The organism is Streptomyces sp. NBC_00016, assembly GCF_045040885.1.
GTDB lineage: Bacteria > Actinomycetota > Actinomycetes > Streptomycetales > Streptomycetaceae > Streptomyces > Streptomyces coriariae.
The window spans coordinates 4,274,532-4,301,281 of the sequence record NZ_CP108304.1; the positions used below are offsets into that span (position 1 = coordinate 4,274,532).

Below are 26,750 nucleotides of genomic sequence, written 5' to 3' on the forward strand. Positions count from 1 at the left end.
GAGCCATGAGCATCGTCGTCACCGGAGCCACCGGACACCTCGGCCGTCACGTCGTGGAGCAGTTGCTGGAGAAGGTTCCGGCGGAGCAGATCACGGCCGTCGTGCGCGACGAGGCCAAGGCCGCCGACTTCGCGGCCCGCGGCGTACGACTCGCCGTCGCCGACTACAACGCCCCCGAGACCTTCGGCAGCCTGTTCGCCTCCGGCGACAAGGTGCTGCTGATCTCGGGCAACGAGTTCGACAAGGGCCGCCCGGCGCAGCACCAGGTCGTGATCGACGCCGCGAAGGCGGCCGGGGTCGCGCTCCTCGCGTACACCAGCGCGCCGGGCGGCCTGAGCGCGGCACTGGCGGACGACCACCGCGCCACCGAGAAGGCACTGCTCGCCTCCGGCCTGCCGTACACGCTGCTGCGCAACGGCTGGTACCACGAGAACTACACCGAGCAGCTCGCCCCGGTGCTGGAGCACAACGCCGTCGTCGCCGCCGCCGGTGAGGGCCGGGTCTCCTCCGCCTCCCGCGCCGACTACGCGGCCGCCGCCGTCGCCGTGCTGACCGGCGAGGGCCACGAGAACCGGACGTACGAGCTGGGCGGCGACGAGGCGTGGAGCTTCGCCGAGTACGCGGCCGAGCTGAGCAGGCAGACCGGCAAGGAGATCGTCTACAACTCCGTGCCCGGCGAGGTGCTCACCGGCATCCTGACCGGCGCCGGCCTGCCCGAGATGTTCGCCACGATCCTGGTCGGCGTGGACGCGTCGATCGAGAAGGGTGAGCTGGTCGTCGCCGGCGGCGACCTGTCCCGCCTTGCGGGCCGCCCGACCACTCCGCTCGCCGAGGCGATCACGGCCGCGCTCAAGGGCTGACCTGAAGGGCCGACCTCAAGGGCTGCCCCTCCCCCGAGGGCCCTCGCGCCGCCCCGCACCACGCCACCCCTGCCTGTCATGACCGTATGGCGATACGGGCATGACAGACAGGGGTGGTCGGCGTTACCTTCGTCCACGCATGCCTGAACGTGAGAAGGAGGGGCCCGTGGCCGGGACGTCGAGGAGTGAAGGCCGGACAGGCCTGCTGAACGGCCTCGCGGCGTACGGGATGTGGGGGCTGGTCCCTCTCTTCTGGCCCCTGCTCAAGCCGGCCGGGGCGACCGAGATCCTCGCCCATCGCATGGTGTGGTCCCTGGCCTTCGTCGCCGTCGCGCTGCTCGTCGTACGGCGTTGGGCGTGGGCCGGTGAGCTGCTGCGGCAGCCGCGCCGGCTCGGGCTCGTCGTGATCGCCGCGGCCGTCATCACCGTGAACTGGGGCGTCTACATCTGGGCCGTGAACAGCGGCCACGTCGTCGAGGCGTCCCTCGGCTACTTCATCAACCCGCTGGTCACCATCGCCATGGGTGTACTGATCCTCAAGGAACGGCTGCGGCCCGCGCAGTGGGCGGCGGTCGGCATCGGCTTCTCGGCGGTACTGGTCCTGACCATCGGCTTCGGCCGCCCGCCGTGGATCTCCCTCACCCTCGCCTTCTCCTTCGCGATCTACGGGCTGGTGAAGAAGAAGGTCAACCTCGGCGGGGTCGAGTCGCTGGCCGCCGAGACCGCCATTCAGTTCCTGCCCGCGCTGGGCTACCTGTTGTGGCTGTCCGCGCACGGCGGCCTCACCTTCGCGACCGAGGGCGTCGGACACGCGGCCCTGCTCGCCTCCACCGGTCTCGTCACCGCCCTCCCCCTCGTCTGTTTCGGCGCGGCGGCGATCCGCGTGCCGCTGTCCACGCTGGGTCTGCTCCAGTACCTGGCGCCGGTCTTCCAGTTCCTGCTCGGCGTCCTCTACTTCGGCGAGGCCATGCCCCCCGAGCGCTGGGCCGGGTTCGCGCTGGTGTGGCTGGCGCTGGTGCTGCTCACCGGCGACGCGCTGCGCACCTCACGCCGGGCGGCCCGCACGCTCGGCCCCGCGATCACCGAGAGCAGGGCCGCGACGCCTGGCGCGACCGACCCGACCGACCCGGCCGGTGCGACAGGCACGACCGGTGCGACCGGTGCGACCGGCGGCGTTCGGGAGGCGGGGAGCGTGGCCTCCGGCGTCTCCGGCACACCCGGCGGTGCGGCCGTCGCCGCCGCATCCGGCGTGCCCGGCGCCCCCGCTCCGGAGGCGGGAGTCTCTCCCCTCGCCAAGCCCTAGACCGACGTCACCGACCGCACCGACGTCACTGCGTCACCGCCGTTGGACGGCATGGACGGCATGGACGGCAGCGACGGGATCGACAGGAGTCGGCAGGAGTCGACGAGACCGGACCGGAGCGCGACGGTCCGGTCCGACCGCTGCGGCGGAGTTCGGCGCGTGGGAGGCCGACCCGGTGCGGGCCTGCTAGAAGTGGCTGCATGACCGAGACATCTGGAGTACCCGAGGCCGGGCCCACGCCCGTGCACTGGAAGCTCGTCGTCGACTCAGCCGACCCGCACGCGCAGGCCGATTTCTGGGCCGGAGCGCTGCACTACGAGGTCGAGGACAACAGCGCGCTCATCGAGCGGCTGCTGGAGCTCGGCGCGCTGCCGGGGGCGGCGACGCTGGAGTTCCACGGCCGCCCGGCCTTCCGGGACCTGATCGCCGTACGCCATCCCGACGACCCGTTCGACCCCGACAGCGGGACCGGGCTCGGGCGGCGGCTGCTGTTCCAGCGGGTCCCGGAGGCGAAGACCGTGAAGAACCGGCTCCACCTCGATCTGCATCCCGGTGCGGAGCTGCGCGCCGGAGAGGTCGAGCGGCTGACGGCGCTGGGGGCGAGCGTGCTGCGCGAGGTGAAGGAGCCGTCCGGGCAGTGGGTGGTCATGGCGGATCCGGAGGGCAACGAGTTCTGCGTGCACTGAGGGACGCAAGGGGCTTCGCTATGTGAACCCGCTGTCCGGATAGCGCTCTTGACGGAGTGTTGGCCTCGGCTTCACCATCCAGTCACCCCATTCACTGTGGATTACCTGTGGGCGTCCAGGTGCTCGACGGTCGCCCACGGGTGTCCCGCTGGAATTCGGAGCCCCCCACCATGAAGCTCCCCGTTTCCGGGCGGGCGACGGTCACCGCCGTCGTCGCGGCCGTCACCCTGCTCGCCACCGGATCCATAGCCGGGGCGGCACCCGCCCCCGAACCCGGGGCGATCGCCGCCGCGCCCGACATCCCGGTGGCCAACGTCAAGGCCCACCTGACCCAGCTCCAGTCCATCGCCACCGCCAACGGCGGCAACCGTGCGCACGGCCGCACCGGCTACAAGGCGTCGCTCGACTACGTGAAGGCCAAGCTGGACGCCGCCGGATACACCACCACCATCCAGCAGTTCACCTCCTCCGGCCGCACCGGCTACAACCTCGTCGCCGACTGGCCCGGCGGCGACACCGGCCAGGTGCTGATGGCCGGATCCCATCTGGACTCGGTGACAGCGGGGGCCGGCATCAACGACAACGGCTCCGGCTCGGCGGCCGTCCTGGAGACGGCGCTCGCCGTGTCCAGAGCCGGCTACCACCCCACCAAGCACCTGCGATTCGCCTGGTGGGGCGCGGAGGAACTGGGCATGGTCGGGTCCCGGTACTACGTCAACAACCTCTCCTCGGCGAACCGGGCCCGCATCAGCGGCTACCTGAACTTCGACATGATCGGCTCGCCGAACCCCGGCTACTTCGTCTACGACGACGACCCGGCCATCGAGAAGACCTTCAAGGACTACTTCACCGGCCTCGGCGTCCCCACGGAGATCGAGACCGAGGGCGACGGCCGCTCCGACCACGCCCCCTTCAAGAACGCGGGCGTGCCGGTGGGCGGCCTGTTCAGCGGCGCCGACTACCTCAAGACGGCGGCGCAGGCGGCCAAGTGGGGCGGCACGGCCGGCCGCGCCTTCGACCGCTGCTACCACTCCTCCTGCGACACCACGGCCAACATCAACGACACGGCCCTGGACCGCAACGCGGACGCGCTGGCGTACGCGGTCTGGACCCTGTCCTCCTGATCGGCCGGGTGGCCGCTACGCGCCCGACCTCCGGGCGCGTTCGGCCAGCCGGAGCATGCGCGCGCGGGCCGACTCCAGTTCCTCGACGTCGTCCGCGGCCGGGCCCTCCTCGGTGGTGAGCTCCGTCCACAGGCCGAGGAGTTCGGTCCCCAGGTTCAGCCCCTGCAAGGGGTCGCGTACGGCACGCCAGGCCGTCGCCGCGCTCTGCACGTTGCCGTACGCGGCCTCCGCGTCCGGGGTGCGGCGGTGGATGCGGGCCAGGTCGAGGGAGGTGTGGAAGGAGCGCAGCGGGTCGCCTGCCAAGTAGGCGATGTAAGCGGTGAGTTCGCGCAGCCGGAGCACCTCGGGGTGCTCCGGTCCCAGCGTTCCGGACGCCTCCAGCACGGTCCGCTCGGCGAGTGCGGCCGCCGTGTCCGTACGGCCCGCCCGCACGGCCTCGTTGATCCGCGCGAGCGGTTCCGCGAGGAGGGCCGGGGTGCCGCCGTTGCCGTGGAGGGTACGGGGGTCGTCCCCGAGCACCGCCTCCGCGACGGCGTCGAAGCCCCGGGCGGGGGTGGGCTTGAAGCCGGGGTCCGGTTCGAGCGCCGCGTCGGAGATGAGGTCGTCGGGGAGGAACGGGGTCGGCGTGGAGCCGGACTTGGTGGTCGCCGTGGGGGCGGAGGCGGGCGTCGGGAGCGGCAGCGGGATCGGGGCGGAGGTGGGGACCGGGGTCAGGGTCGAGGTAGGGGTCGAGATGGAGGTCGAGGTGGGCACCGCGTCCTGGGGCGGCTGCTCGTCCATCGTCGGGGGCGGGCCGAACACACCCGTCGGGGCGCTGACCGTACCGGGAGCCGGGGTGTCCCCCGCCGCGTACCCGGATGCCGGCGCCGGTACGGACCGGGCTTCCCGCTCCGCTTCCTGCTCGGGCACCGCGCGCAACGGGAACGTCGGGGTCGCGTCCCGCACCGGTTCGGACACCGGGCGCAGGAAATGCGTGGCCTTGTCGTGTCGCGGCCGAGCGGACTGTGCGTCTTCGACGGGCACCGGCGTGTCGGCGGGCTCGGGGCCCGCGGCCGACGCAGGCGTGTCGGCGGGCGCAGGCAGGTCGGCGGGCGCAGGCAGGTCGGCGGGCACGGGCAGGTCGGCGGGCGCGGAGACTGCGGCGGGCGCAGGCGCGGCAGCCGAGGCAGCGACCGGAGCAGGCGTGCCAGCCGGGGCAGGCGTGCCGGCAGGCGCAGGCGCAGGCATGGCGGCAGGCGCAGGCGTGTCGGCCGTGGCAGTGGGCTCGGGCGTGCCGGTGGGCGCGGTGCTCCGCGTGTCCGGTGTTGTCTCCCCCCGTGCCGCCGCCGACGGGGGCGTGGCCGTGGGCGTCCGCAGGGGATCTGCCGTGAAGTGGCTGGAACCGTCCGGGTCCACGCGCAGGGCGACGACGTAACCGATGCGTTCGTCGTGGACCGTGGCGAGGACCGGGTGTCCGGTGGCGAGGGCGATGCGGTGGAGGTGGCTCAGGACGGCGCGCTGGATCTCCTCGCCGTCGGCCGCCACGACCGGGACACCGCCTATCGTCGCCGTCCCGCCCCCGCGGACATGGACATCGAGCGGGGCCACCACGACGGCCGTGGGGCCGGCGTACTTCTGTTCCCGCTTCTTCTCGCGGCTGAGTCGAGACATCGGTTCCTCACTCGGATGCGTCGTCACGATCCGGTCGTCCAGGCACGTGTACGTGGACACGTACTGTTGAGTCTCTCCGAGCGCTCCCGGTCCACGCGTCACCGCGACGTCACAGCCTCGTTCCAGGAACCCACGCCCCGCTCCCGGGGCAGCTCCGGGACCACCATGATCAGGGGCGTCCCGGGGGACGGCGACGACTGGGAGGAACACGGGTCATGGGGACGACGGACGGGCAGCGGGGGCCGGAGATCTGGATCCGCGGGCCGGTGGCCGCACCGGATCCGGTACCGATGCCGTACGCCTCCACCGCCGCGCCCCGGCGCTTCTCCTGGGTCTGCACGCACGGCGGGGCCGGCGGCTCCACGCTCGCCGCGGTCTACGGCGGCCACGACTGCGGACGCGCGTGGCCGGGCGCCGGGGATCCCCCGTCCGTGTTGCTGGTCGCCCGCACCCACGCGGCCGGGCTGGACTCCGTGCTGCGGACCCTGGAGGTCTTCCGGCGCGGCGAGGCTCCGCGAGGGCTCGACCTGGACGCGGTGGTGCTCGTCGCGGACGCGCCGGGCCGGCTTCCCCGGCCGCTCGTCCAGCGGGTGAAGGTCATCGAATCGGTCGTCGACGTGTACCGCGTCCCGTGGGTGACGAACTGGCGCCTCGGCGAACTGGGCGGGACCCCGCCACGCGAGACGGAACCACTGTCCCGGCTCACCGGGGCACACTGACCGGGCGCGGGAGGACAGGGGTGGGGTCCGGTCCCCTGGCGTGGCCGCCGGCCGTGGAGATCGCCGCGGCCGTGCGGGCGGGGCGGCCGTCTGCCGTGGAGGTGACCGGCGAGGCGCTCGCGCGGATCGCGCGGATCGACCGTTCGCTGCGCGCCTTCGCCGAGGTGTGGGAGGAGCGGGCGCGGGCGTGGGCGCGTGAGGTCGACGCCCGGGTCGCCGCGGGCGAGCGGCTGCCGCTGGCCGGGGTGCCGATCGGCGTGAAGGGGCGTCACGGGCTCCGCGCGGCGGGCCCGCTGATCGCCGCCGGATGCGTGCCGGTGGGGGCCACGGCCGTACCGGGACCCGGCACCCCCTGGCAGACCTGGGGCCTCGGCGCCCACGGCCGGACCGTCAACCCCTGGCGCGCCGACCGCACACCGGGCGGCTCCTCGGCCGGGTCCGCGGCGGCGGTGGCCGCCGGCCTGGTCCCGCTGGCGACCGGCAGCGACGGCGCGGGCTCGGTGCGGATCCCGGCCGCTTGGTGTGGCGTGATCGGCCTGAAGACCACGAACCGCCGGCCGCCGCCCGGGGAGGGATCGGCACCGGCCGCCCGGGACCGTACGGGGCTGGCGGCGCCCGGCGTACTCGTACACCACGTGGCGGACGCCGAGGCGTACTGGCAGGTCATGGCACCGAGGGCGGGGGCGCGCGCCCTCCTCCCCTCACCGGGTCGTGTCCCGCCGGTCGCCGTCTTCTCCGCCGACCTCGGCTTCGCCGATCCCGACCCGGAGCCGCTCGCCCTGGCCCGTGCCGCCGCCGGACGCCTCGCCGAGGCGGGGGTCGTACGGCTGCTGCCGCCCTCCGACGCGCCCCTGCGGCTGGCGGACCCCGCACCCGCCTGGCTCGCGCTGCGCACCCCGGGCTCGGACCTCCGCGCAGCCGAACACGTCCGGAACCTCAACGACGGTCTGCTGGCCGGCCTCTTCGCCCGCGCCGACCTGCTGCTGACCCCGACGACGCCGAACGCCGCGCACGGTCACGAGGGCCCGGGCGACCGGTACTCGACCGCGCTCACCTGGGCGTTCAACCTGAGCGGGCATCCTGCGATCAGCATCCCGGCGGGGCTCGGCTCGGACGGCTGTCCCGTGGGGCTGCAACTGGTCGCGGCACACGGCGGGGAGACGGCACTCCTGGCAGCCGCCCGAGCCGCTCAATCCGCCTAGGCCGGGGACTGATACTTGCGCACACATATAATGCAGGTGCAGACTACCCTCGTACGCCGACTACCTGGGGGATGGATCATGACCCGTCGCAGTTTCCTGTTCGTGCTGGGCAGCAGCCGTCCGGACGGCAACACCGAGTCGCTGGCCCGCGCGGCCGCCGAGCAGTTGCCCTCCGACGTCGAGCAGACGTGGATCAGCCTGGCCCGGCACCCGCTGCCCGACTTCGAGGACCAGCGGCACGACAGCGACCACGTCCGCCCCACCGAGGGCAACACGGCGCTGCTGCTCGACGCCACGCTCGCCGCAACGGACATCGTGATCGCGTCCCCGCTGTACTGGTACTCGGTCTCCGGCCAGACCAAGCGCTACCTGGACCACTGGTCGGGCTGGCTGCGCACCCCCGGCCTCGACTTCAAGGCGACGCTCGCCGGGCGCACCCTCTGGGGCGTCACCGCGCTCGCCGACGACCAGCCCGTGGTCGCCGATCCGCTCGTCGGGACGCTCAACAACTCGGCCGCGTACATGGGGATGTCCTTCGGCGGGGTGCTGCTCGGCAACGGCAGCAAGCCCGGTGACGTCCTCAGGGACACGGAGGCGCTGACCCGCGCGAAGACGTTCTTCGCGGGAGAGACGCCGGCGGCGCGCTTCCTGTGGGAGACCCGCTGAGACCTGCGCCCGATGCCTACGCCGTGATGCCTACGGCGTGATGCCTGGGGCGGGACGCCTGGGGCTGTGATGTCTACGCCGTGATGTCCCTCGTCGTGAAGCGTGCCCAGGCCGCCGAGCCGAAGACGGCCGCGTACAGGGCCTGGAGGCCGAGGTTCTTCTCCAGGTCGTCCCAGTAGACCGGCTCGCGCATCAGGTCGGCGAAGGACAGCCAGTGGTGTGAGAAGAAGTACGGCTGCAAGGCGTGCAGTTGGGGGATCTGGTCGAGGATCTGGACCGTGATCAGCAGGCCCACCGTCGTCGCCATCGCCGCGATGCCGCTGCTGGTGAGGGTGGAGACGAACAGTCCGAGCGCCGCCACGCCGGTCAGGGAGGCGGCGACGACCAGGGCGATCAGCAGCGCCCTCAGCAGCCCGTCGCCGAAGCCGATCCGGGTGCCGGAGATCGTCGTCAGGTCGCCCAGCGGGAAGAGCAGCGCCCCGACCGTCAGCGCCGAGACCGCGACCACCAGCGTGGCCACCAGGCAGAAGATCATGACGGTCGCGTACTTGGCGAGCAGCAGGCGGGTGCGGCCGGCCGGGGCGACCAGCAGGTAGCGGAGCGTGCCCGCGTTCGCCTCGCCGGCGATCGAGTCGCCCGCGATGACACCGATCGCCATCGGCAGGAAGAACGGCAGGGTCACGGCGAGCGCGGTGAAGACCAGGAACAGGCCGTTGTTGGTCACCTGCGAGATGAAGGCCGGGCCCTCGCCACCGCCCCCTCCCCCGCCGGGTCCGCCGGACGAGCCGTCGCTCGTCTCGATCTTCACGGCGATCCCGACCAGCACCGGCACGGCCGCCAGCACACCCAGCAGCGCAAGGGTGCGCCAGCGCCGGAAGGTGGTCAGCAGTTCGCTGCGGAGCAGCCCGAAGGTCCAGGTCCAGTTCGCCGTCCGCACCGATGTCGATGCCGGTTCCGGTGCCGTCGTCGATGCCGGTTCCGATTCCGGTGTCCGGTTCCGGTCGTCCACCGTGTCAGCCCGCGACATCGAATCCCTCCCCCGTGAGAGCCACGAACGCGTCCTCCAGGGAGGCCCGCTCGACGGCGAAGCCGCGGACGCGGACGCCCGCCGACACCAGCGCGGCGTTCAGGTCGGCGAGATCCCGGTCCGGGGGTGGGGCCTCGGCGCTCACCCGGTCCTCGCCGAGGACGACATCGTCCGCCCCCTGCTCCTTCAGCACCCGGGCCGCGTCCGCCGGGTCCGGCGTCGTCACGACCAGTCGGCCGCGTGTCCCCGCGGCGAGGTCGGCCACCGGGCCCTGGACGAGCAGCCGGCCCTGTGCCATCACCGCCGCGTGCGTGCACACCTGCTCGATCTCGTCGAGCAGGTGCGAGGAGAGGAAGACGGTCGTGCCCTCCGCGGCCAGCTCCCGGATCAGCGAGCGGATCTCCCGCATGCCCTGCGGGTCCAGGCCGTTGGTCGGCTCGTCGAGGACGAGCAGCCGACGGGGCTGGAGCAGGGCGGCGGCGAGGCCCAGCCGCTGCTTCATACCGAGGGAGTACGCCTTCGCCTTCTTGCCGGCGGCGGCCGTCAGGCCCACCCGCTCCAGCGTCGCCGAGACCCGCGCCCGCCGGGTGTGCGGATCGGCGGTCGGGTCGGCGGCGTCGTAGCGGAGCAGGTTGTCGCGGCCGGAGAGGAAACCGTAGAGAGCGGGGCCCTCGATGAGGGTCCCGACGTGGGGCAGCACGGCCCGCGCGGCCCGCGGCATGGGTTGCCCCAGGACGCGGGCCGAGCCGGCCGTGGGCTCGATGAGTCCCATCAGCATGCGGATGGTGGTGGTCTTGCCGGAGCCGTTGGGGCCGAGGAAGCCGAAGACGCTGCCGGCCGGGACGGTCAGGTCGAGGCCGTCCACGGCGAGCTGTCCGCCGCGATAGCGCTTGGTGAGGCCGCGGGTGTGGATGACGGCACCGTCGTCCCGAGGCACCCGTACGGATTCCGGCACGGGCACCCGTACGGACTCCCCCATCGGCTTCCCCTCCGGCTCGTCCGGCCTCCGGTGTCCGGAGGCCGGCCTCTGCCCTACGTCACCCGCGCCGCCACTTCATCACTTCACCACTCGACCACTGCGCATGCTTCGGCCGCTTGGCCTACTTCGCCGCGTTCGCCGCCTTCACCAGGGCGTCCTTGGTGACCGCGCCGACGTAGACCTTGCCGTCGTCCGTCATCAGGGCGTTGATCAGGCGGGTGGAGAAGACGGTGCCGGAGCCGAACTTGCCGGTCACCTTGTCGCCGAACGAGCCGAGGAAGCCGCCGAGGTCGCCGCCGGCCTCCGCGCCCGAGGGCATTCCTTCGCCACCGGTGTCGAAGACGGCGACGGACGTCCAGCCCTCGCCGAGGACATTGAGTCCGTCGAGGCCTTCAAGGCCTTCCGCACCCTCGACGCCCTCTACGCCTTCGAGGTCCTTCGCGAGGTCGTCGGACTTGCCCGAGTGCCCGGGGGCGCTCTCCCCGGCCTCGTCACCCTCGGTGACCTTCGCGCCCTTGGGGGCGGTGAAGTCGAAGGTGGACGCGGCGGGCTTGGCGAAGCTGACCTGGGTGAAGCCCGCGTCCACGACGGCGGCGCCACCGCTCGCCGGGGTCAGCGTGAACTTCAGCGGCAGGCCCGTCTTCGCGTCCACGGCCACACTGATCGCGCCGACCGTGGAACCGGACTGCTTCGGCTTGACCAGCAGCTTGTAGGCGTCACGGCCGGCGACCTGGACGGTGCCGTCGACGGTCACGGAGGTCGTGTCGTCGACCGCCTTCAGGGCCTCCTCGGTGAGCTCCTTGGGCGTCGCGGGGACCGGGGTCTCCGCCGTGCCGGAGCCCTTGCCGGAGCCCTTGCCGGCACCCTTGTCGGAGCTCTCGTCGGCGGTCGAGTGGTAGACCTCGTTGGAGGCGCTGTCGTACCCCCACACGTCCTTGCCGTTGTGGATGACGCTGTACTCGGCGGCGTTCTCCAGCAGCGAGAGCTTCTGGCGGTCCGGGCCGTCGGTGGCGACGCGCAGGGTGTGCGTGCCGGCGGCGAGCTCGGCGAGCTTGGTGGACGGGTCGGCGGACGAACCGTCGCCGCCCTGGGTGGCCCCCGAGAGGAGCCCGCTCTCCAGCCCGCCGAGGTCGGGCAGCCCGAGATCGGTGCTGATCTTCACCGTCCCGGACAGCTGCTGCACGTCCGAAGCGGCGATCTTGTCGAGGAGCTGCTGGGCGGTGATCTTCGGCAGGTCGGGGTCGCCGGAGTCGGCGAGCGCCGGGACCAGCCCGATCGTCGCCGCCGCCACACCGATCACGGTGACCGGGACGATGTACCGTGCGGCCTTGCGCCGTCCGAGGCGCAGGTCGTCGGCTTCCGCGCCGGTCGACTCCCCGCCGGTCGTGGTGTCGTCGGATGCCTTCGGTGCCATGTGTGCCTTACCTCCGTCGTCGGCGGCGGCTGGTCATCTCACGCCTGAACGTCCCCACCCCAAGCCGCCATTCTCACCCGAATCGGTGAGGAGTGGTGTTTTCCGTGGTTCCCATCTGACCAAATCAGCCATGAGGAAGCGTCAGCCCGAGGGCTCAACTCCACATACGCCTGCGGTATGACACGAAGGTGACGAGGCGGCATCCGACCCGTAGGGGTCCCCGGGGTCAGCCCGCCCGGTGGACCACCGCGTCGCAGAGTTCCATCAGCGCCGCCTTCGAGTCGCACTCCCGCAACGGCGCCAACGCGGACCGCGCTTCCTTCGCGTACCGCACGGTGTCCCGGCGGGCCTGCTCCAGCGCCGGGTGGGCCCGGAGCGCCTGAAGCGCCTCGGTGTGCCGGGCGTCGTCGGTCAGGTCGGAGTCCAGCAGCTCGCACAGGGCGATGTCCTCGGGCAGCGACAGCCGCGCCGCCCGCTCCCGCAGCCGCAGCACGGGCAGCGTGGGAACGCCCTCGCGCAGGTCCGTCCCCGGCGTCTTGCCCGACTCGTGCGAGTCGGAGGCGATGTCCAGGACGTCGTCCGCCAGCTGGAAGGCGACGCCGAGCCGCTCGCCGTACTGCGTGAGCACGTCGACGACCGTCTCGTCGGCGCCGGACATCATCGCCCCGAAGCGGCAGGCCACGGCCACCAGCGAGCCGGTCTTGCCGCCGAGCACGTCGAGGTAGTGGTCGACCGGGTCCCGCCCGTCCGTCGGCCCCGCCGTCTCCAGGATCTGCCCGGTGACCAGCCGCTCGAACGCCTCCGCCTGCACCCGCACCGCCTCGGGTCCGAGGTCGGCCAGGATGTGGGAGGCCCGCGCGAAGAGGAAGTCACCCGTGAGGACGGCGACGGAGTTCCCCCAGCGGGTGTTCGCGCTGGACACCCCGCGCCGCACGGCCGCCTCGTCCATCACGTCGTCGTGGTACAGCGTGGCCAGGTGGGTCAGCTCCACCACGACGGCCGAGGGCACCACACCCGGCGCGTACGGGTCCCCGAACTGCGACGCGAGCACCACGAGCAGCGGCCGGAACCGCTTCCCGCCCGCGCGTACGAGGTGCTGGGCGGCCTCCGTGATGAACGGGACCGCACTCTTGGTGGCCTCGAGCAAGCCTTCCTCGACAGCCGCCAATCCGGCCTGGACATCGGCTTCCAGAGCCTGGTCCCGCACGCTCAGCCCGAACGGCCCGACGACGGTCACGAGGGGTCTCCTGTCTGCTGGTGTCTACTGGCGATTACGCGGTTTGTCGATAGGTCTCTGCCATCACTCAAGTCAGCGTATCCGGTCACGTTTCGATCACCGATAGCCCCCACGTCCCGCAGGCTCGAATGGACTCGCCCGGGAGGCCCCCGCAGGCCAGGCACTGTCGGATCACGCCCGATATGTTTTTGATCAGCTCATATGAGCGGACATGGAGAGAGTTTCCGGGAACTGGAGATTCATGTCCCGGACCGGGGCCCCCGTCGACCCGACGCGCCCATTCGGCCCTCTCTCCACGTGACGACGATCACGCATTCTCTTCAGCCTTCCCCTCGCGACGCGTCGGGCACGAAGGAAGGCGATTCCCCTGCGCCCCCTCCGTCACCCACTGCCGGTGCTTTAACAATGAGTTGGGGCTAATGCCCGTTTCGCCGCTCTTGTGAACGCTGGTGAGTTGGCTCACTCCCCGCGGAGATCCGGTCCGGGTTCACGATTCACCGATTCTCCGCACCCCTTAAGCAAGTTGAAGCTTTGCACCCACAAAGGATCAAGCACCCCATAGGCCACAGACCAAGGTCAATAGGGGTGATCTGTGAATCCGGTACTTGTTTCGGACATGTGCTCTCGCATACGTTCCCGGCCTGTCGGGCGGAACGCCGAATCCTGCCGCCGCCCGAACACCCATCGATAACGCTCGGCAGGAGCGGGGGAACCAGGTAAGTCGCCGAAACGGAATTTCCGGACGTCTTGGACACACAAGACGCTTCGGACAGGCCGTACGGCTTGGGGTAAAGCCGCGACCGTCAGGACGCGACCGGGCAGCTCCCGCCCGAACCCGACAGCTCACCTCGCAGGCGCCGGAGAGGAAATTCGACATGCCCGCTGCCGCTCAGCCGCGCCGCAACCGTTTCATCCGCACGCTCGCCGTCGCCGCCACCGGCGCGGCCGTGCTCGCTCTCCCCGTACTCGGGGCGACCACCGCCTCCGCGGCGACCCCGGCCGTCTCCACGGCCACCAGCCTCGGCTACGCCAACAACCTCGACGGCTGGATCCGCGCCTCCCTCCAGGTCATGGGGCAGCACGGCATCCCGGGGACGTACAACGGCATCTACCGCAACGTCATCCGCGAGTCCTCCGGCAACCCCAACGCCATCAACCTCTGGGACTCCAACGCGGCCGCGGGCATCCCGTCCAAGGGACTGCTCCAGGTCATCGACCCGACCTTCCGCGCCTACCACGTCAACGGCACGTCGTGGGACTCGTACGACCCGGTCGCGAACATCACCGCCGCCTGCAACTACGCGGCCGCGCGCTACGGCTCGATCGACAACGTGTTCGGCGCGTACTGACCGTACCGCCGGCCGGTCACCGGTCACCGGTCACCGGTCGCCGGCTGTCGACCGCCGGGGCCCGGGGCCCGACAGCCGACTGCCGACAGCCGGGAGTCGGTAGCCGGTAGCCGGTAGCCGGTTACGGAAACAGACGTTCGAGGACGACGGCCACGCCGTCGTCCTCGTTCGACGTCGTCACCTCGTCGGCCACCGCCTTGAGCTCCGGATGCGCGTTGGCCATGGCGACGCCCCGGGCCGCCCAGTCGAACATCGGGATGTCGTTGGGCATGTCCCCGAAGGCGACGGTGTCCTCGGGCCGCAGCCCCAGGTGTTCGGCGGCCAGGGCCAGACCCGTCGCCTTGGTGATCCCGCAGGGCTGGAGTTCGACCGTGCCCGGCCCCGACATGGTGACCGTGGCCAGCGAGCCGACCACCGAGCGGGCCGTCGACGCCAACTCGTCGTCGGACAGCGTGGGATGGCGCAGCAGCACCTTGCTGATCGGCTCGCACCACAGGTCGTCGCGCCGGCCGACGCGCAGGGCGGGCAGCGTCGGGTGCGGCATCCGGTAACCCGGCTCGATGAGTGTCAGCCCGTCGACACCGTCCTGGTCGACGGCCGCGTACAGCTGCCCGACCTCCGCCTCGATCTTGCCGAGCGCGGTCTCGGCCAGCTCCCGGTCCAGGGTGACCGACCACAGCAGACGGTCCGCGCCGGCGTCGTACAACTGTGCGCCCTGCCCGCACACCGCGAGCCCCCTGCTGTGCAGCCGGTCGAGCAGCGGGCGCACCCGGGGCGCGGGCCGTCCCGTCACCACCAGGTGGCGTGCGCCGGCGGCCGCCACCCGCGCGAGCGCGTCGAGCGACCGGTCGGAGAAGGTGTCGTCGCCGCGGAGCAGCGTCCCGTCCAGGTCGGTGGCGATGAGGGAGTACGCGGTGCGCGCGGCATATGCGGTGGGTGCGGCCATGATCAGAGAATACGGATCCCGGGCCTCCCCGGTTCGACGCGAACCGGCCGACGTCCAAGTCCTGTCCGGTTCTGCCAACTCCCCTTGTACGCCTGGCTCACGCCTGGCTGCCGACCGACGCAATGAAACGGCTTTCTGGCACATCGCCGGGTAGCGGGCGGTTAAAGGCCTCTGCACCGATTGGCAACAACATGCGACGCTACCTACCGCGATGCCCGGGTGGACCGGTACCGTCCAGGTGTCCAGGGGGGACTTGATCGGGGGGTCAGGTTGAGCAGTGGGCGCATTCGTGTGCTGAGGCCGCAGGACCTCGGCGAGGGGGAGAGGGAGCGGTGGCGCGCGCTGCGTGCCGCGTCGACGCTGCCGCGAAACCCCTTCATGGAACCGGAGTTCACCGACGCCGTGGGCCTGGTACGGCCGCGCTCGCGGGTGGCGGTGGTGTACGAGGGGCGTGAGCCGGTCGGCTTCCTGCCCCACGAGCGGGGCAGGCTCGGACAGGGCCAGGCCCTCGCGTACGGCGTCTCGGACGCGCAGGGCGCGGTGCTGGCCCAGGGTCTCGGGCTGAACGCCGACGAACTGATGCGGGCGTGCGGCCTGTCGAGCTTCGCCTTCGACAACCTGGAGGCGGAGCAGGGGCTGTTCGTCCCGCAGGCGGCCGAGGAGTACGCCTCCTATGTCATCGACGTCGAAAAGGGTTACGAGACCTACGAGTCCGTGCTGCGCGCCCAGTCGCCGAAGTTCCTGAAGACGACGCTGGCCAAGGAGCGCAGGCTCGGCCGCCAGGTCGGGGAGGTGCGGTTCGTGTTCGACGAGCGCGATCCGGCCGCGCTGCGCACGCTCATGGCGTGGAAGTCCGCGCAGTACCGCAGGACCGGCCGCCGGGACCGGTTCGCACAGGAGTGGATCAGCCGGCTCGTGGACGCGCTCTGCGGGACCCGCGCGCCGGAGTGCTCCGGCACACTGTCCGTCCTCTACGCCGGTGACCAGCCGATCGCCGCGCACTTCGGACTGCGTTCGTCGACCGTCCTCGCCTGCTGGTTCCCCGCGTACGAACCGGAGTTGGCGAAGTTCTCGCCGGGCCTGGTGCTGCATCTGCGGATGGCCGAGTCGGCCGCCGCCGAGGGCATCGGCCTGCTCGACCTGGGGCGGGGCGCGGCCGAGTACAAGGACTCGCTGAAGACCGGGGAGCTGCCCGTGTACGAGGGGGCGTGGTCGCGTCCGGGGGTGGGCGCCGCGCTCCACTGGCTCAGCCGTGAGCCGTCCCGCCGGGCGCATCACTTCGTGCGCAGCCGGCCGAGGCTCGCCGCGGCGGCCGCACGGACCTTGAAGGGCGCGGGCCGACTGCGCCGACCGTGACGGGCGGCACCGGCCGACCGGCATGACGGGCGTGACGGGTGTGACGGGCGTGAGACAAGGGGGGTTCATGTACCGCGCTGCACGTGCACAGCAGGAGATACAGAGGTTCCTGGACATCGAGCCGGTGCAGGTCGCCGAGCTGGAACTGGACGACGGGGGTGTCCTCAGACCGGGGCCGGGAAGTCCGCCCGTCACGCACGGCGAGGTGTTCGTGCTGGTCAGAAGGGGCGGGCGGCCGATCGGGACGCTGCTCGGGTCGGTACCGGAGGGAGCGGACCCGAAGACCGCCCTCATGGACCTGGCCACCCGCGAGCAGGCCCCCGGGGCTGCCCCTTCCACGGGGCCCACGGCAGGGGCAGCCCCGACCACCACGGCCCAGGCCGTCATGGCCCAGTCCGTCATGGCCACGACCGCCATGGCTCAGGCCGAGACCGCCTGTGCCCCCGCCATCCCAACCGCCACGGGCCAGGGCGCCGGCGCGCCCGCCCCGGCCGCCGCCGTGCCGTTCACCACCGTCGTCGTCGCCACCCGTGAGCGCGCCGAGAAGCTCGCGCACGCTCTCGACTCGCTGCTCGCCCAGGATCATCCGGACTTCGAGATCGTCGTCGTCGACAACGCGCCCGTGACGGACGCGACCCGGGACCTGGTCGAACGCAAGTACGCCGAGCGCGTGCGGTACGTCACCGAACCGGCGCCCGGTCTCGCCGTCGCGCACAACAAGGGCATCGAGACCGCCCACGGCGAGGTGATCGCGTTCACCGACGACGATGTCGTGGCGGACCCGCGCTGGCTCACCGAACTCACCGCGCCCTTCACCGCCGACCCGGGCCTCGGCTGCGCCACCGGCCTGATCCTGCCGGCCCGGCTGCGGACCCCCGCCCAGGTCCTCCTGGAGAGCCACGGCGGCTTCGCCAAGGGCTTCACGGCCCGCACGTACGACCCGCAGGATCCGCCCGCCGACGAGCCGCTGTTCCCGTTCACCGCGGGCCGCTTCGGCTCCGGCGCCAACATGGCCTTCCGTACGGAGGTGCTGCGGGCGGCCGGCGGCTTCGACCCGGCGACCGGGGCGGGGACGCTCGCGCGGGGCGGCGACGACCTCTACGGGTTCGTCCGGGTCCTCGCCGGGGGCCATCGGCTCCACTACACGCCGCTGGCCCTGGTCTGGCACCACCACCGGGAGACCTGGCGGGACCTGGAGACCCAGGCGTACGGCTACGGCGCCGGCCTCACCGCCTACCTGACGGCGATCCTCGTCAACCGGCCCGGCCTGCTGCCCGCGTTCCTGGCCCGGCTGCCCCGGGGGCTCGCCCACGCACGGACGCTGACGGCGAGCCGGGAGGCGGAGCCCGCGGCGGACGGCGCGCCCGGCGGTCACGACGCCCGGACCCACGCCTGGCCCGCCCGGCTCTCCCGGCTCCAGCGGCGCGGCATGCTCTACGGGCCGGTGGGCTATCTGCGGGCCCGGCGCGCGCTGCGAGGTGCTGCGCGATGACGGCGTCCGCACACAGAACCGGCGGAAGCAGCGCCGGCAACGACCTCGGCAACGGCGGCAGCAACGGCGGCAACGGGAGTAACGGGAGTAACGGGAGTATCCCGGTGTTTCTATATCACGCCGTGATGGAGGAACCGCCCGGCTGGATCGCCGAGTTCACCGTCAGCCCCAAGCAGTTCGGCGAGCACCTGGACGCCGTCGTGGACAGCGGCCGTACGCCCGTCACGATCAGCGCGCTCGCCGACCACCTCGCGGGGCGGGCGCCGCTGCCGCCCCGGCCGGTACTGCTCACCTTCGACGACGGCTTCGCCGATCTGCCCGGTCCGACCGCCGAGGCGCTGGCCGAGCGCGGACTGTCCGCGACGGCCTACCTCACCACCGGAGCGATCACCCATGGCGGGCGCAGCCTGCTGCCGCCCGCCCCGATGATGACGCTGGAGCAGGCGGCGCAACTCGAGCGGTACGGCATGGAGATCGGCAGCCACACCGTCACCCACGCCCAACTGGACACCCTCGCGCCGCGTGCGCTCGCGCGCGAACTGCGCGTTTCCCGCTTGGTGTTGGAGGACGCCCTCGGCCACCAGGTCCGTCATCTCGCCTACCCGCACGGCTACAACAGCGGCCGGGTACGGCGAACGGCGGCGGCCACGGGCTACGAGACGGCCACCGCCGTTCGGCACGCGCTGAGTTCGGACCGCGACGAGCACTACCGCATCGCCCGGCTCATCGTGCGCCGCGGTCACACCGTCGCCGACGTCCGGGGCTGGCTGGCGGGATCCGGTGCCCGTGTCGCCCCGTACCGCGACGGACCGAAGACGGTCGGCTGGCGCTGGTACCGCCGCGCCCGCGCCGCCGTACAGGGACCGGTGTTCGCAGGTTGAGCCGAGTTCGGCGATTCGACGATTTTGGTGTGAAAAGAAGAGAAAATTCCTATAGTCGACTTGAGGGAGGGGAGCCTCGACGTGCATCAACACGTGCCCGTACCGAGCACCGAGAGCAGCGAGCTGCCCACCCCTGACCTCTCCACCGGACCGGGAAGCCCCGGCACTCCGGGCAGTCCGGCTGATCCGGGTGGTCCGGCTTATCCGGATAGTCCGGGTGGTCCGGGTGGTCCGGGCCCGGCCATCGGCGGTGACCGCAGACCCTGGCGTATCCCGCGCCGTCCACCGGACGCCGGCCTGCTGACGCTGCTGCTCGCCGCCGGGCTGTGGGTGTACGCGCTGCCCCGCATCGGCTTCCGTGAGATGGGCGACTACGGCCTGCTGGACCGGCTGCCGGTCGCCTACTACCTCTCGTTGCTGGTCCTCACCGCGGGCTTCGTCCTCAGTCTGCGGCGCGCGGGCACCGCGCCCTGGTGGCCGGCCGCGCACTGCGCCGCGCTGCTCCTGGCGCTGAAGGCGCCGCCGGCGGTGCTGTACGACGCGGTGCGCTACCCGTGGGCCTCCAAGCACGACGCCATCGTCGACACGCTGCTCGCCAACGGTGAGCTGCGACCGGGCGCGGCACTGTCGGGCAACATGTCCGCTTACGACCAGTGGCCGGGCTTCTTCACCCTCAACGCGGGCCTGGTGCGCGCCTTCGGCGTGGAGAACGCCGCCGTGTACGCCAACTGGGCGCCGATCGTCGTCGGCCTGCTCATGATGCCGGTGCTGGTCCTGATCTACCGCACCTTCTGCGAGGACTGGCGGCTGATCTGGACCGCCGTGTGGATCTTCCAGCTCGCCAACTGGGTGGGCCAGGACTACTTCGCCCCGCAGGCGCTCGCGTACCTGCTGCATCTGACGGTCCTCGCGGTGGTGCTGCGCCACTTCGTACGGCCCGGGTCCGCCGGACGGCTGCGCGACCGCACCTTCCTCGACCCGGTGGCCGCGCCCGTCCCGCCGCCGACGGGGAGGAAACAGCGCGCGGTGTGCGTGGTGATCCTGGCCCCGCTGATCGCCGCCATCAACGCCACGCACCAGCTCACCCCGGTGATGCTCACCATCTGTCTGGTCGCGCTCAGCCTCACCCGCCGCTACCGCAACTACGGGCTGCTGGTCGTCGCCGCGCTGCTGATGCTCACCTGGGACCTGACCATGGGGCGGCCGCTGTTCGTCGAGACGCTCTCCACCATCAGGAAGTCGATCGGCGAGCTGACGGAGAACTCGCGCGCGGGCTACGCGGGGCAGCTCACCGGGCCCGGGCCGGAACTCGCGGGCACCGCCAACGTGGCGATGGTGCTCGCGGTCGCCGTCCTCGCCGGGACCGCCGTCGTACTGCGGCGTCGGCTGACCCGCAGCGCGCTGCCCCTGCTGCTGGTGTCCGTCGCCCCGGTACCGCTGTTCGCCGTGAACGACTACGGCGGCGAAATGCTCTTCCGTGTCTATCTGTTCGCCCTGCCCGGCGCGGCCTTCTTCGCCGCCGCCGCGCTCGTGCCGGCCGTCGCGGGCACCCACCGCAGCAGGGCGAAGGCACTGCGGCGCAGGACGGCGGCCTTCGCGCTGCCGGCCGTCCTGCTGGTGCTGCTGGCCGGCTTCCTGCCGTCGTACTACGGCAAGGAGAAGATGTTCTACACGCCGCCGGACGAGACCGCCCTGGTCACCAGGGCCCTCGACAACGCTCCCGACGGCTCGCTGATCCTCGCCACCAGCGGCTCCTTCCCGCAGGCACTGCACCGCTACGACCGTCTCGAGCACTGGTTCTTCGCCGAACAGGCGCTGCCCGAGAACGAGAAGATGCTGAAGGACCCGGCCGGCTATCTCGCGGACGGGATCCCACCGGGTACGAAGGCGTACGTCGTCCTCACCCGCACCCAGGACATCTACACCGCCGGCGAGGGTCTGCTGCCGCCCGGCGGCTTCGACACCCTGCGTTCGAAGCTGTCCGCCTCGCCCTTCTTCCGGACCGTCGAGAGCCATCCGTACGGCGTCGTCCTGGAGTACCGCCCGGCCACCCGATGAATGACCACAAGGTGATCGAAGTGACGACCACAGACTCCGAGGACATCGACAACGAGAACACCGCCGACAAGGGCCGCCGGGACCTCGGTCACGGGGACCTGGGTCACGGGGACCTGGGTCACGGGGACCTGGGTCACGGGCTCCTTGGCCACGGGGAACCGGGTCGCAGGGACCTCGGCCACGGGGATGTGCGCCACAGGGAACTGGGCCCAGGGGACGTGGGCGCCGGGGAACTGGGCGCCGGGCACGGGGACGTGGGCGTGGGGCCCGGGCCCGGGCCCGTGGGCGTGGGCGTGGGCGTGGGCGTCGCGATCATGGGCGAGGCCGAAGGGGTCGAGGGCAGCAGGTTCACCTCGACGCATCTGAGAGTCCTCGTCGCGGCTTCGGGCTGGTCGGCGCTGGCCGCCACCGCCGTACCCGGCCCCTCTCCGCTGCGCTGGATCCCGGTGCTGCTGTTCGTCCTGTTCGGTCCTGGCTGCGCGGCGCTGTATCCGCAGTCAGGACGCCTGGCCTCCGGCGCCAGACTGGAGGCGGTGGCGCTCGCCGCGCCCATCAGCCTCTCGCTCGGCGTGCTCACCGCGACCTCGCTGTTCCTGGTGAAGGCCTTCTCGATGACCGCCTTCCTGGTCTCGCTCGCCTGCTTCACCACGGTCACCGCGGCTCTGCCGGGGCTGCCGCTGCCCGCCGCTCGGCGCGGCGCGGTCGAGCGCGCCAAGGTCAGGCGCAGGCCTTCCGGTGGCAGTGACCAATGACGGGACGGCATCGGCTGCGCGGGCCACGCAAGCCGGCCGAACCGGACGGGGCGGGAGACGTGGAGAACCACACGGGGGACGGTTTGAGGAACGACTTGGGGAACGGCTTGGGGGACGGCTTGGGGAATGGGTTGAGGGACGGGTTAGGGGACGGCTCGGGCCGCAGCGCGGCGGACGAGGGGCCGGGGAACAGCTTGGGCCACAGCCCGGCGGACGACAAGCCGAGGGACGGCTCGGGCCGCAGCGCGGGGGACGACAGGCCGAGGGACGGCTCGGGGAGCAGCCCGGGGGACGACAGGCCGAGGGACGGCTCGGGGAGCTCCCCGGCCGGCGCCCCGAGGAATTCGCCGACGGGCGGCCCGGGGAGCGCCCCGGCGGACCCCCCGGCAGGCGGCCCGGCGGACGCCCCGGGGAAGGACCCGAGAAGCGCGAGGCGCACCTACATGGCTGTCGCGATGGTGGCGGTGGCCGCGCTGCTCGCCGGGCTCGGTATCTGGGCCGGCCGCTCCGAGGACCCGGATTCCGGGGCGGACGCTCTGCCCGACAACGCGGCCTCGGGTGAGCTGCCCACCGGGCCCTGCGCCCCCACCGACACGCTGATCCCGCCCTGCGGCGCCTGGTGGGGCGCCGCCGTGCCGTACGCCGAGGACGGCTCGCTCAAGGACGCCGTGCACAGCTTCGAGAAGAGGATCGGCCGCAAGCTGGACCTCGTCTACAACTACCACGACATGTCGGGCACCCGGCTCGACGGGGAACTGCTCACCCCCGACGAACAGGAACTCGGCAAGGACCGGCTCCTCATGCTGGCCTGGGAGTCCACCGTCTGGACCGAGCCGCACCACGAGAACTGGACGGAGACCCAGCTCGGCTGGAAGAACATCGCCTCCGGCAAGCTCGACGAGAAGATCCTCGATCCGCAGATCCGGCGTATCAAGGCCTACGGCAAACGCGTCTTCCTCTCCTTCGACCAGGAGACCGACGCCCGCATCAAGGAAGGCGCGGGCACCCCGGAGGAGTTCGTCGCCGCGTACCGCCATGTCCGCGACCGGTTCCGGGAACTGGGCGCCGACAACGTGGTGTGGGTGTGGACCGTCTCCGGCTACCTCGGCAGCGCGGCCGACATGAAGGCGCTCTACCCGGGGGACGAGTACGTCGACTGGATCGCCATGGACCAGTACAACTACTACCAGTGCCACGGCACCACGGACTGGAAGGACTTCCTGCGCAGCCAGCGGCCCAGCTACGAGTGGCTGCGCGAGAACATCAGCGACGAAAAGCCGGTGATGCTCGCGGAGTTCGCCACCGCACCGGACGCCGACGCCCCGCAACGCCAGCGCGACTGGTACACCCGGATCCCCGCCGCCGTGAAGAAGCTCCCGGAGGTGAAGGCGCTGGTGCACTGGAACCGGCCGACCTCCGAGAAGCCCGTGTGCGACCTGACCGTCAACGAGGGCCCGGGCCTCGAGGGCTACCGGGAGGCGGGTAGGAACGGCTACTTCCACCAGCCCGTGCCGCCCCGCTGACCGCGCCGCGCGGCTGTCCGGCGCGCACCCGGCCACGGGTGACGAGCGGCAGGAACACGGCGGCGAGGACGAGCACGACGAACAGGGGCACGGCCGCCGCCGCGAGTTCTTGTCGCCACACCCAGCCGCCCACCGCGACGAGATACAGGACGCCCCAGCGCCCCGGCCACGTCAGCCACCGCTCCGCGCCGGCGAGCAGCAGCCACAGAGGTACGAGACCCAGCAGCTGCACGGCTGGCGGTGCCCAGCGCAGCAGCGGCTCGGGCCCGTCGAGTCCCATCCCCTCCGCGAGGAGACCGGCCGCCTTCGCGTACCACGCCCCACCGACCGGTGACGGCTCCCGGCCGAAGGCGAAAGGCACGGCGTACAGGGCGAGCAGCACCGAACCCAGCGCCGCCCCCGGCAGCGACGCGCCGCGCGTCGCGCGCAGCGTCACCGCGCCGACGAACACCACGAGCAGCAGGCCCCCCGCGACGAGCGCCGTGAGCGGTAGCGCCGCCAGCAGCTGACGTCCGGTCAGCATCTCCTCGGACGGGCCGTCGAGCCAGGGCAGCCGGCGCAGCGCCGTCGTCCAGAAGGCCGCGGTGGCCACGCCGAGCAGGCCCCACAGTCCGCCCGCGACCCACCGCCCCCGGCTGCTGGCCTGAGCGGACCGGCCCCGCGCGACCTCCCGAGCCGGCTCGTCCCGCCCCCCGGTCCCCTCGGTCCCCTTGCTTGTCCTGCCTGCGTCGGACTCGTGCGGGTGCCGCTTTATCAGCGCCAGCGTGTCCGCCTGCAGCGCCTCGCGTTCGTACCCGGGACGTCCTATGAACAGGGTGACGGTGTCCTCGTCGACGCCGTCGCGTTCGTACGCCGCCCGGCGCGCCCAGTTCGTGCCGTATCCGGCGGTGGCGTTCAGCCGTGCCCAATGGGTGCCGTAGGCCGGGGCGGCGGAGGAACGGCCGACGGGCGGACGGTCGTTGCGACGCAGCGCGGACCGCAGGCCGACGGCGGAGACGGCGGCGATCAGCGTCATGCTGATCAGTACCGCCCAGCCCGCGCCGGCGATCCCGGCCGGGGCGAACAGCAGGGCGGCGCTGCCCAGCACCAGCGTGCACATGGCGCCCTGGAGCGCGGCGAGCACCCCGGTACGGCCCTGCACGCGCAGCACCCCGATGTACAGCTCGACCACGACCCGGGGCAGCGCCCCGGCGGCCAGCAGCCGCAGCACGGTGGTGCCGTGCTCGGCGTAGTCCTCGTGGAACGGCAGCAGGATCTGCGGGGCGAACACCACCAGGACCAGCACCACCGGCACCAGCAGCAGCGTCATCCGGCGCAGCGCCCCGCGCACGCCCTCGGCGAGCCGGCGCGGATCGTGCGAGGCATGCGCGGTGAGGGAGGAGGCCATGTTGATGGCCATGAACTCCATCGTGCCGCCGACGGTGTACGCCACGTAGAAGTAGCCGTTCTCCGCCGCGCTGAAGCGGACCGCGACCATCACCGGCAGCAGGTTGATCATCGCCAGACTGAACAGTGCCCCCAGTGAGTCCCCGGCCAGGAAGCGGCCCATCTCCCGCAGTTGCGGAGGCTCCAGGTCGCGGTCGGCGGCGGCCTGGCGCGGGATCAGCCGACGGAAGATCAACCAGCCCAGGGGCAGCGTCGAGAACGCGATCGCGACGGCCCAGGAAACGAAGATCCCGAGCGCCGGCAGCGCGGTCGCGCACACGGCCAGCAGGATCAGCTTGCCGATGGAGAACACCGCGTTGCCGACCGGCACCCAGCCCGATCTGCGCAGGCCGGTGAGCACCCCGTCCTGGAGCGTGAGCAGCGCCCACGCCACGCACGCGACGACGAACGCCGTGCCCGCGGCGGCCGTGCCGAGCGGTGCGTACGTCGCCCCCCACAGGTCCAGGGTGAGCAGGAAGACGAAGGCGGCGACGGCCACGACCACCGAGCTGGCCGCGTACGCCCGCCACACCAGCGAGCCCGTGGCCCGCCCCGCGCGCGGCACGAAGCGGACTACGGCCCCGATCATCGTCGTCGCCGTGATGCTGGCGAGCAGCCGCATCGCCGCGATCGCGGCCGAGCCCTGGCCGACGGCCTCCTCCGAGTAGTAGCGCGCGGCCACCAGCCAGAAGCCCAGGCCCAGCACGGCGGACACGCCCGTGCTGAGCATCAGGAAGTAGGCGTTCTTGAACAGGGATTCGGAGCCGCGCGTGTCGTCGGCCGGTGCCGTGCCCGCCGCCTCCCTGCCGACGGGCGGCGCCGAGGGTTCGGGTACCTGGATCTCGGCCTGCGTCTCAGCCACCGGTCGGCTCCAGCCCTCCCGGCGCCTCGGCCGGCCGTACGCCGGACTCCTGGAGCACCTCGACGACCTGCCGGGCCCGCAGCGGATCCACGGGCAACGCGTGCCGGGCGAACCAGCGGGCCCCGGCGGGATCGGGCGACGGGTCGGTGAAGGCGGCACCCGCGTAGTCGTCCAGTGGCGGGTCATAGAGGTACCCGACGACGATGCCCCGCCGCGCGAGCGCCGCCCTCGCGGCGTCCCGGTCGGTGACGAACAGGGGGACACGGAAGAGGGGTTGGACCCGTTCGGCGCGGGCCGCGCCGGGCCGCGCCCACGGTGTGGACAGGAGCAGCTCCGTGCCTGCCCGGCAGGCCGCCAGCACCTCGTCCAGGTGGTCGAGCCTGCGGCCGATGCGGCCGGCTCTCAGCGGCCCCGAACGCAGCCGGTAGTCGTGCATGTCGACGCGGACCCAGGAGTCGTGCGCGGTGAGGTCCGGCGCCGCGTCGACGGCGCGGGCCAACTCGGCCGGCCGCAGCGGCATCCGGATCTCCTCCCGCTCCATCAGCCCGAGCAGCCGCATCGTGGCCCAGGCTGCCCGCCGCAGCCGCAGCCCCCGCACGGTCGCCTCCGCGTACGGCCGGACGGTGTAGGCGAGTTCCGCCGTGAACCGGCCCGGCAGCAGCAGGTCCTCGCAGGTCTTCGCCAGGGCCTCGCGCAGCCCCGGGTCGGCGCAGGCCAGGAATCCGCCGGCCTTGGCACCGACATGCTTGGAGAGGCTGAAGACCGAGGCGTCCCCCCAGGCCCCGACCGGTCTGCCCCCCACTTCGCTGCCAATGGCGTGCGCCCCGTCCTCGAACAACGGGATGCCCAGCGCGTCGCACCTCTCCCGCAGGCGGGGTGTGTCGTCCGGGTTGCCGTACAGATTCGTCGTGAGGACGCCGGAGAGCGAGCCCCACACCTCGTCCGGCACGGCATCGACGTCGATCGACGCGTCCAGCGGGTTCAACGGCGCCTGCACGGGCCGCAGTCCCGCCGCGAGCAGCACGAAGAAGATCACGTCGTCGTTGACCGGCGACATCAGTACCCGTCCGCCGGGCGGGCACCAGTGGCGCAAGGCCACGTACAGCCCGAATCTGCACGACGGTACGTACACGCATTCCCGGCCGAGTCTGTCGCGCATGGTCGCTTCCAGCCGTTTCGGCCGTGAGCCACGCCGCGCCGACCCGAGGCCGGCCTCCCCTATGGCCATCCGCCCCCCAG

Annotated in this window: 22 protein-coding genes and 1 riboswitch; of the genes, 14 read left to right on the forward strand and 8 right to left on the reverse strand. The window is 72.2% G+C overall.

All coding sequences use genetic code 11. The features are described from left to right. Positions 1–5 precede the first annotated feature (5 nt). The 4 genes from OG933_RS18885 (at position 6) to OG933_RS18900 (ending at position 3,973) form a co-directional block, all read left to right on the forward strand. On the forward strand, positions 6–860 hold the full coding sequence (locus OG933_RS18885) for an SDR family oxidoreductase (RefSeq protein WP_362518001.1): 855 nt from the start codon (positions 6–8) through the stop codon (positions 858–860). Positions 861–1,026: 166 nt separating this feature from the next. Beyond that, positions 1,027–2,163 carry an EamA family transporter RarD gene (gene rarD / locus OG933_RS18890; RefSeq protein ID WP_405633432.1) on the forward strand — a complete coding sequence of 379 codons (1,137 nt, stop codon included), beginning with the start codon at positions 1,027–1,029 and terminating at the stop codon, positions 2,161–2,163. A gap of 200 nt (positions 2,164–2,363) precedes the next feature. After that, complete coding sequence (locus OG933_RS18895) at positions 2,364–2,849, forward strand: VOC family protein (RefSeq protein ID WP_054238728.1); 486 nt, start codon at positions 2,364–2,366, stop codon at positions 2,847–2,849. Between the two features lie 170 nt (positions 2,850–3,019). Continuing rightward, positions 3,020–3,973 carry a M28 family metallopeptidase gene (locus OG933_RS18900; RefSeq protein WP_020130177.1) on the forward strand — a complete coding sequence of 318 codons (954 nt, stop codon included), beginning with the start codon at positions 3,020–3,022 and terminating at the stop codon, positions 3,971–3,973. A 15-nt stretch (positions 3,974–3,988) separates the two neighbouring features. Here OG933_RS18900 and OG933_RS18905 read toward each other — a convergent pair whose 3' ends face one another. Further along, entirely contained in the window at positions 3,989–5,623 is a 1,635-nt protein-coding gene (locus OG933_RS18905; RefSeq protein ID WP_405627926.1) for a tetratricopeptide repeat protein, read from the reverse strand. 215 nt (positions 5,624–5,838) lie between these two features. On the opposite strand from OG933_RS18905, the gene OG933_RS18910 reads away from it, so the two are divergent. From OG933_RS18910 to OG933_RS18920, 3 genes are all read left to right on the forward strand, one after another. Further along, a complete protein-coding gene (locus OG933_RS18910; RefSeq protein ID WP_020130175.1) occupies positions 5,839–6,342 on the forward strand; it encodes a DUF6668 family protein in 504 nt (167 codons plus the stop codon). A gap of 20 nt (positions 6,343–6,362) precedes the next feature. After that, positions 6,363–7,544, forward strand: coding sequence for an amidase family protein (locus OG933_RS18915; protein ID WP_405627927.1), 1,182 nt, complete (start codon positions 6,363–6,365; stop codon positions 7,542–7,544). Positions 7,545–7,622: 78 nt separating this feature from the next. Then, a complete protein-coding gene (locus tag OG933_RS18920) occupies positions 7,623–8,210 on the forward strand; it encodes a flavodoxin family protein (protein ID WP_054238724.1) in 588 nt (195 codons plus the stop codon). A gap of 73 nt (positions 8,211–8,283) precedes the next feature. Here OG933_RS18920 and OG933_RS18925 read toward each other — a convergent pair whose 3' ends face one another. The 4 genes from OG933_RS18925 to OG933_RS18940 all read right to left on the reverse strand — a co-directional run bounded on the left by OG933_RS18925 (position 8,284) and on the right by OG933_RS18940 (position 12,867). Continuing rightward, positions 8,284–9,237, reverse strand: coding sequence for an ABC transporter permease (locus tag OG933_RS18925; RefSeq protein WP_405627929.1), 954 nt, complete (start codon positions 9,235–9,237; stop codon positions 8,284–8,286). After that, complete coding sequence (locus OG933_RS18930) at positions 9,224–10,216, reverse strand: ABC transporter ATP-binding protein (protein WP_405627932.1); 993 nt, start codon at positions 10,214–10,216, stop codon at positions 9,224–9,226. Before OG933_RS18930 ends, OG933_RS18925 begins: the two co-directional genes overlap by 14 nt. A gap of 121 nt (positions 10,217–10,337) precedes the next feature. After that, on the reverse strand, positions 10,338–11,630 hold the full coding sequence (locus OG933_RS18935) for a LolA family protein (RefSeq protein WP_405627933.1): 1,293 nt from the start codon (positions 11,628–11,630) through the stop codon (positions 10,338–10,340). Between the two features lie 226 nt (positions 11,631–11,856). Beyond that, positions 11,857–12,867, reverse strand: coding sequence for a polyprenyl synthetase family protein (locus tag OG933_RS18940; RefSeq protein ID WP_362518022.1), 1,011 nt, complete (start codon positions 12,865–12,867; stop codon positions 11,857–11,859). Positions 12,868–13,511: 644 nt separating this feature from the next. After that, positions 13,512–13,739: riboswitch (cyclic di-AMP (ydaO/yuaA leader) on the forward strand. Positions 13,740–13,742: 3 nt separating this feature from the next. On the opposite strand from OG933_RS18940, the gene OG933_RS18945 reads away from it, so the two are divergent. After that, a complete protein-coding gene (locus OG933_RS18945; RefSeq protein ID WP_020130168.1) occupies positions 13,743–14,216 on the forward strand; it encodes a transglycosylase SLT domain-containing protein in 474 nt (157 codons plus the stop codon). Between the two features lie 121 nt (positions 14,217–14,337). Here OG933_RS18945 and OG933_RS18950 read toward each other — a convergent pair whose 3' ends face one another. Then, entirely contained in the window at positions 14,338–15,162 is an 825-nt protein-coding gene (locus tag OG933_RS18950) for an HAD family hydrolase (protein ID WP_020130167.1), read from the reverse strand. 291 nt (positions 15,163–15,453) lie between these two features. Here OG933_RS18950 and OG933_RS18955 point away from each other — a divergent pair, with 291 nt between their 5' ends. The 6 genes from OG933_RS18955 (at position 15,454) to OG933_RS18980 (ending at position 23,224) form a co-directional block, all read left to right on the forward strand. Continuing rightward, positions 15,454–16,518 (forward strand): GNAT family N-acetyltransferase, encoded by a 1,065-nt coding sequence (locus tag OG933_RS18955; protein WP_362518025.1) that lies wholly within the window; start codon positions 15,454–15,456, stop codon positions 16,516–16,518. A 67-nt stretch (positions 16,519–16,585) separates the two neighbouring features. Continuing rightward, positions 16,586–18,010 carry a glycosyltransferase gene (locus OG933_RS18960; RefSeq protein ID WP_405627935.1) on the forward strand — a complete coding sequence of 475 codons (1,425 nt, stop codon included), beginning with the start codon at positions 16,586–16,588 and terminating at the stop codon, positions 18,008–18,010. Between the two features lie 125 nt (positions 18,011–18,135). Then, entirely contained in the window at positions 18,136–18,891 is a 756-nt protein-coding gene (locus tag OG933_RS18965) for a polysaccharide deacetylase family protein (RefSeq protein ID WP_405633435.1), read from the forward strand. Positions 18,892–18,972: 81 nt separating this feature from the next. After that, positions 18,973–20,949, forward strand: a complete 1,977-nt coding sequence (locus OG933_RS18970) for a hypothetical protein (protein ID WP_405627937.1) — start codon at positions 18,973–18,975, stop codon at positions 20,947–20,949. Between the two features lie 20 nt (positions 20,950–20,969). Beyond that, on the forward strand, positions 20,970–21,701 hold the full coding sequence (locus OG933_RS18975; RefSeq protein WP_405627938.1) for a hypothetical protein: 732 nt from the start codon (positions 20,970–20,972) through the stop codon (positions 21,699–21,701). 443 nt (positions 21,702–22,144) lie between these two features. Then, a complete protein-coding gene (locus OG933_RS18980; RefSeq protein ID WP_362270175.1) occupies positions 22,145–23,224 on the forward strand; it encodes a glycosyl hydrolase in 1,080 nt (359 codons plus the stop codon). On the opposite strand, the gene OG933_RS18985 is transcribed toward OG933_RS18980, so the two are convergent. Together OG933_RS18985 and OG933_RS18990 are read right to left on the reverse strand one after the other, a co-directional pair. Then, on the reverse strand, positions 23,145–25,511 hold the full coding sequence (locus OG933_RS18985) for a lipopolysaccharide biosynthesis protein (RefSeq protein WP_405627940.1): 2,367 nt from the start codon (positions 25,509–25,511) through the stop codon (positions 23,145–23,147). The two genes, OG933_RS18980 and OG933_RS18985, sit on opposite strands and share 80 nt — an antisense overlap. Continuing rightward, positions 25,504–26,739, reverse strand: a complete 1,236-nt coding sequence (locus tag OG933_RS18990; RefSeq protein WP_362518040.1) for a DegT/DnrJ/EryC1/StrS family aminotransferase — start codon at positions 26,737–26,739, stop codon at positions 25,504–25,506. Before OG933_RS18990 ends, OG933_RS18985 begins: the two co-directional genes overlap by 8 nt. Between the last annotated feature and the right edge of the window lie 11 nt (positions 26,740–26,750).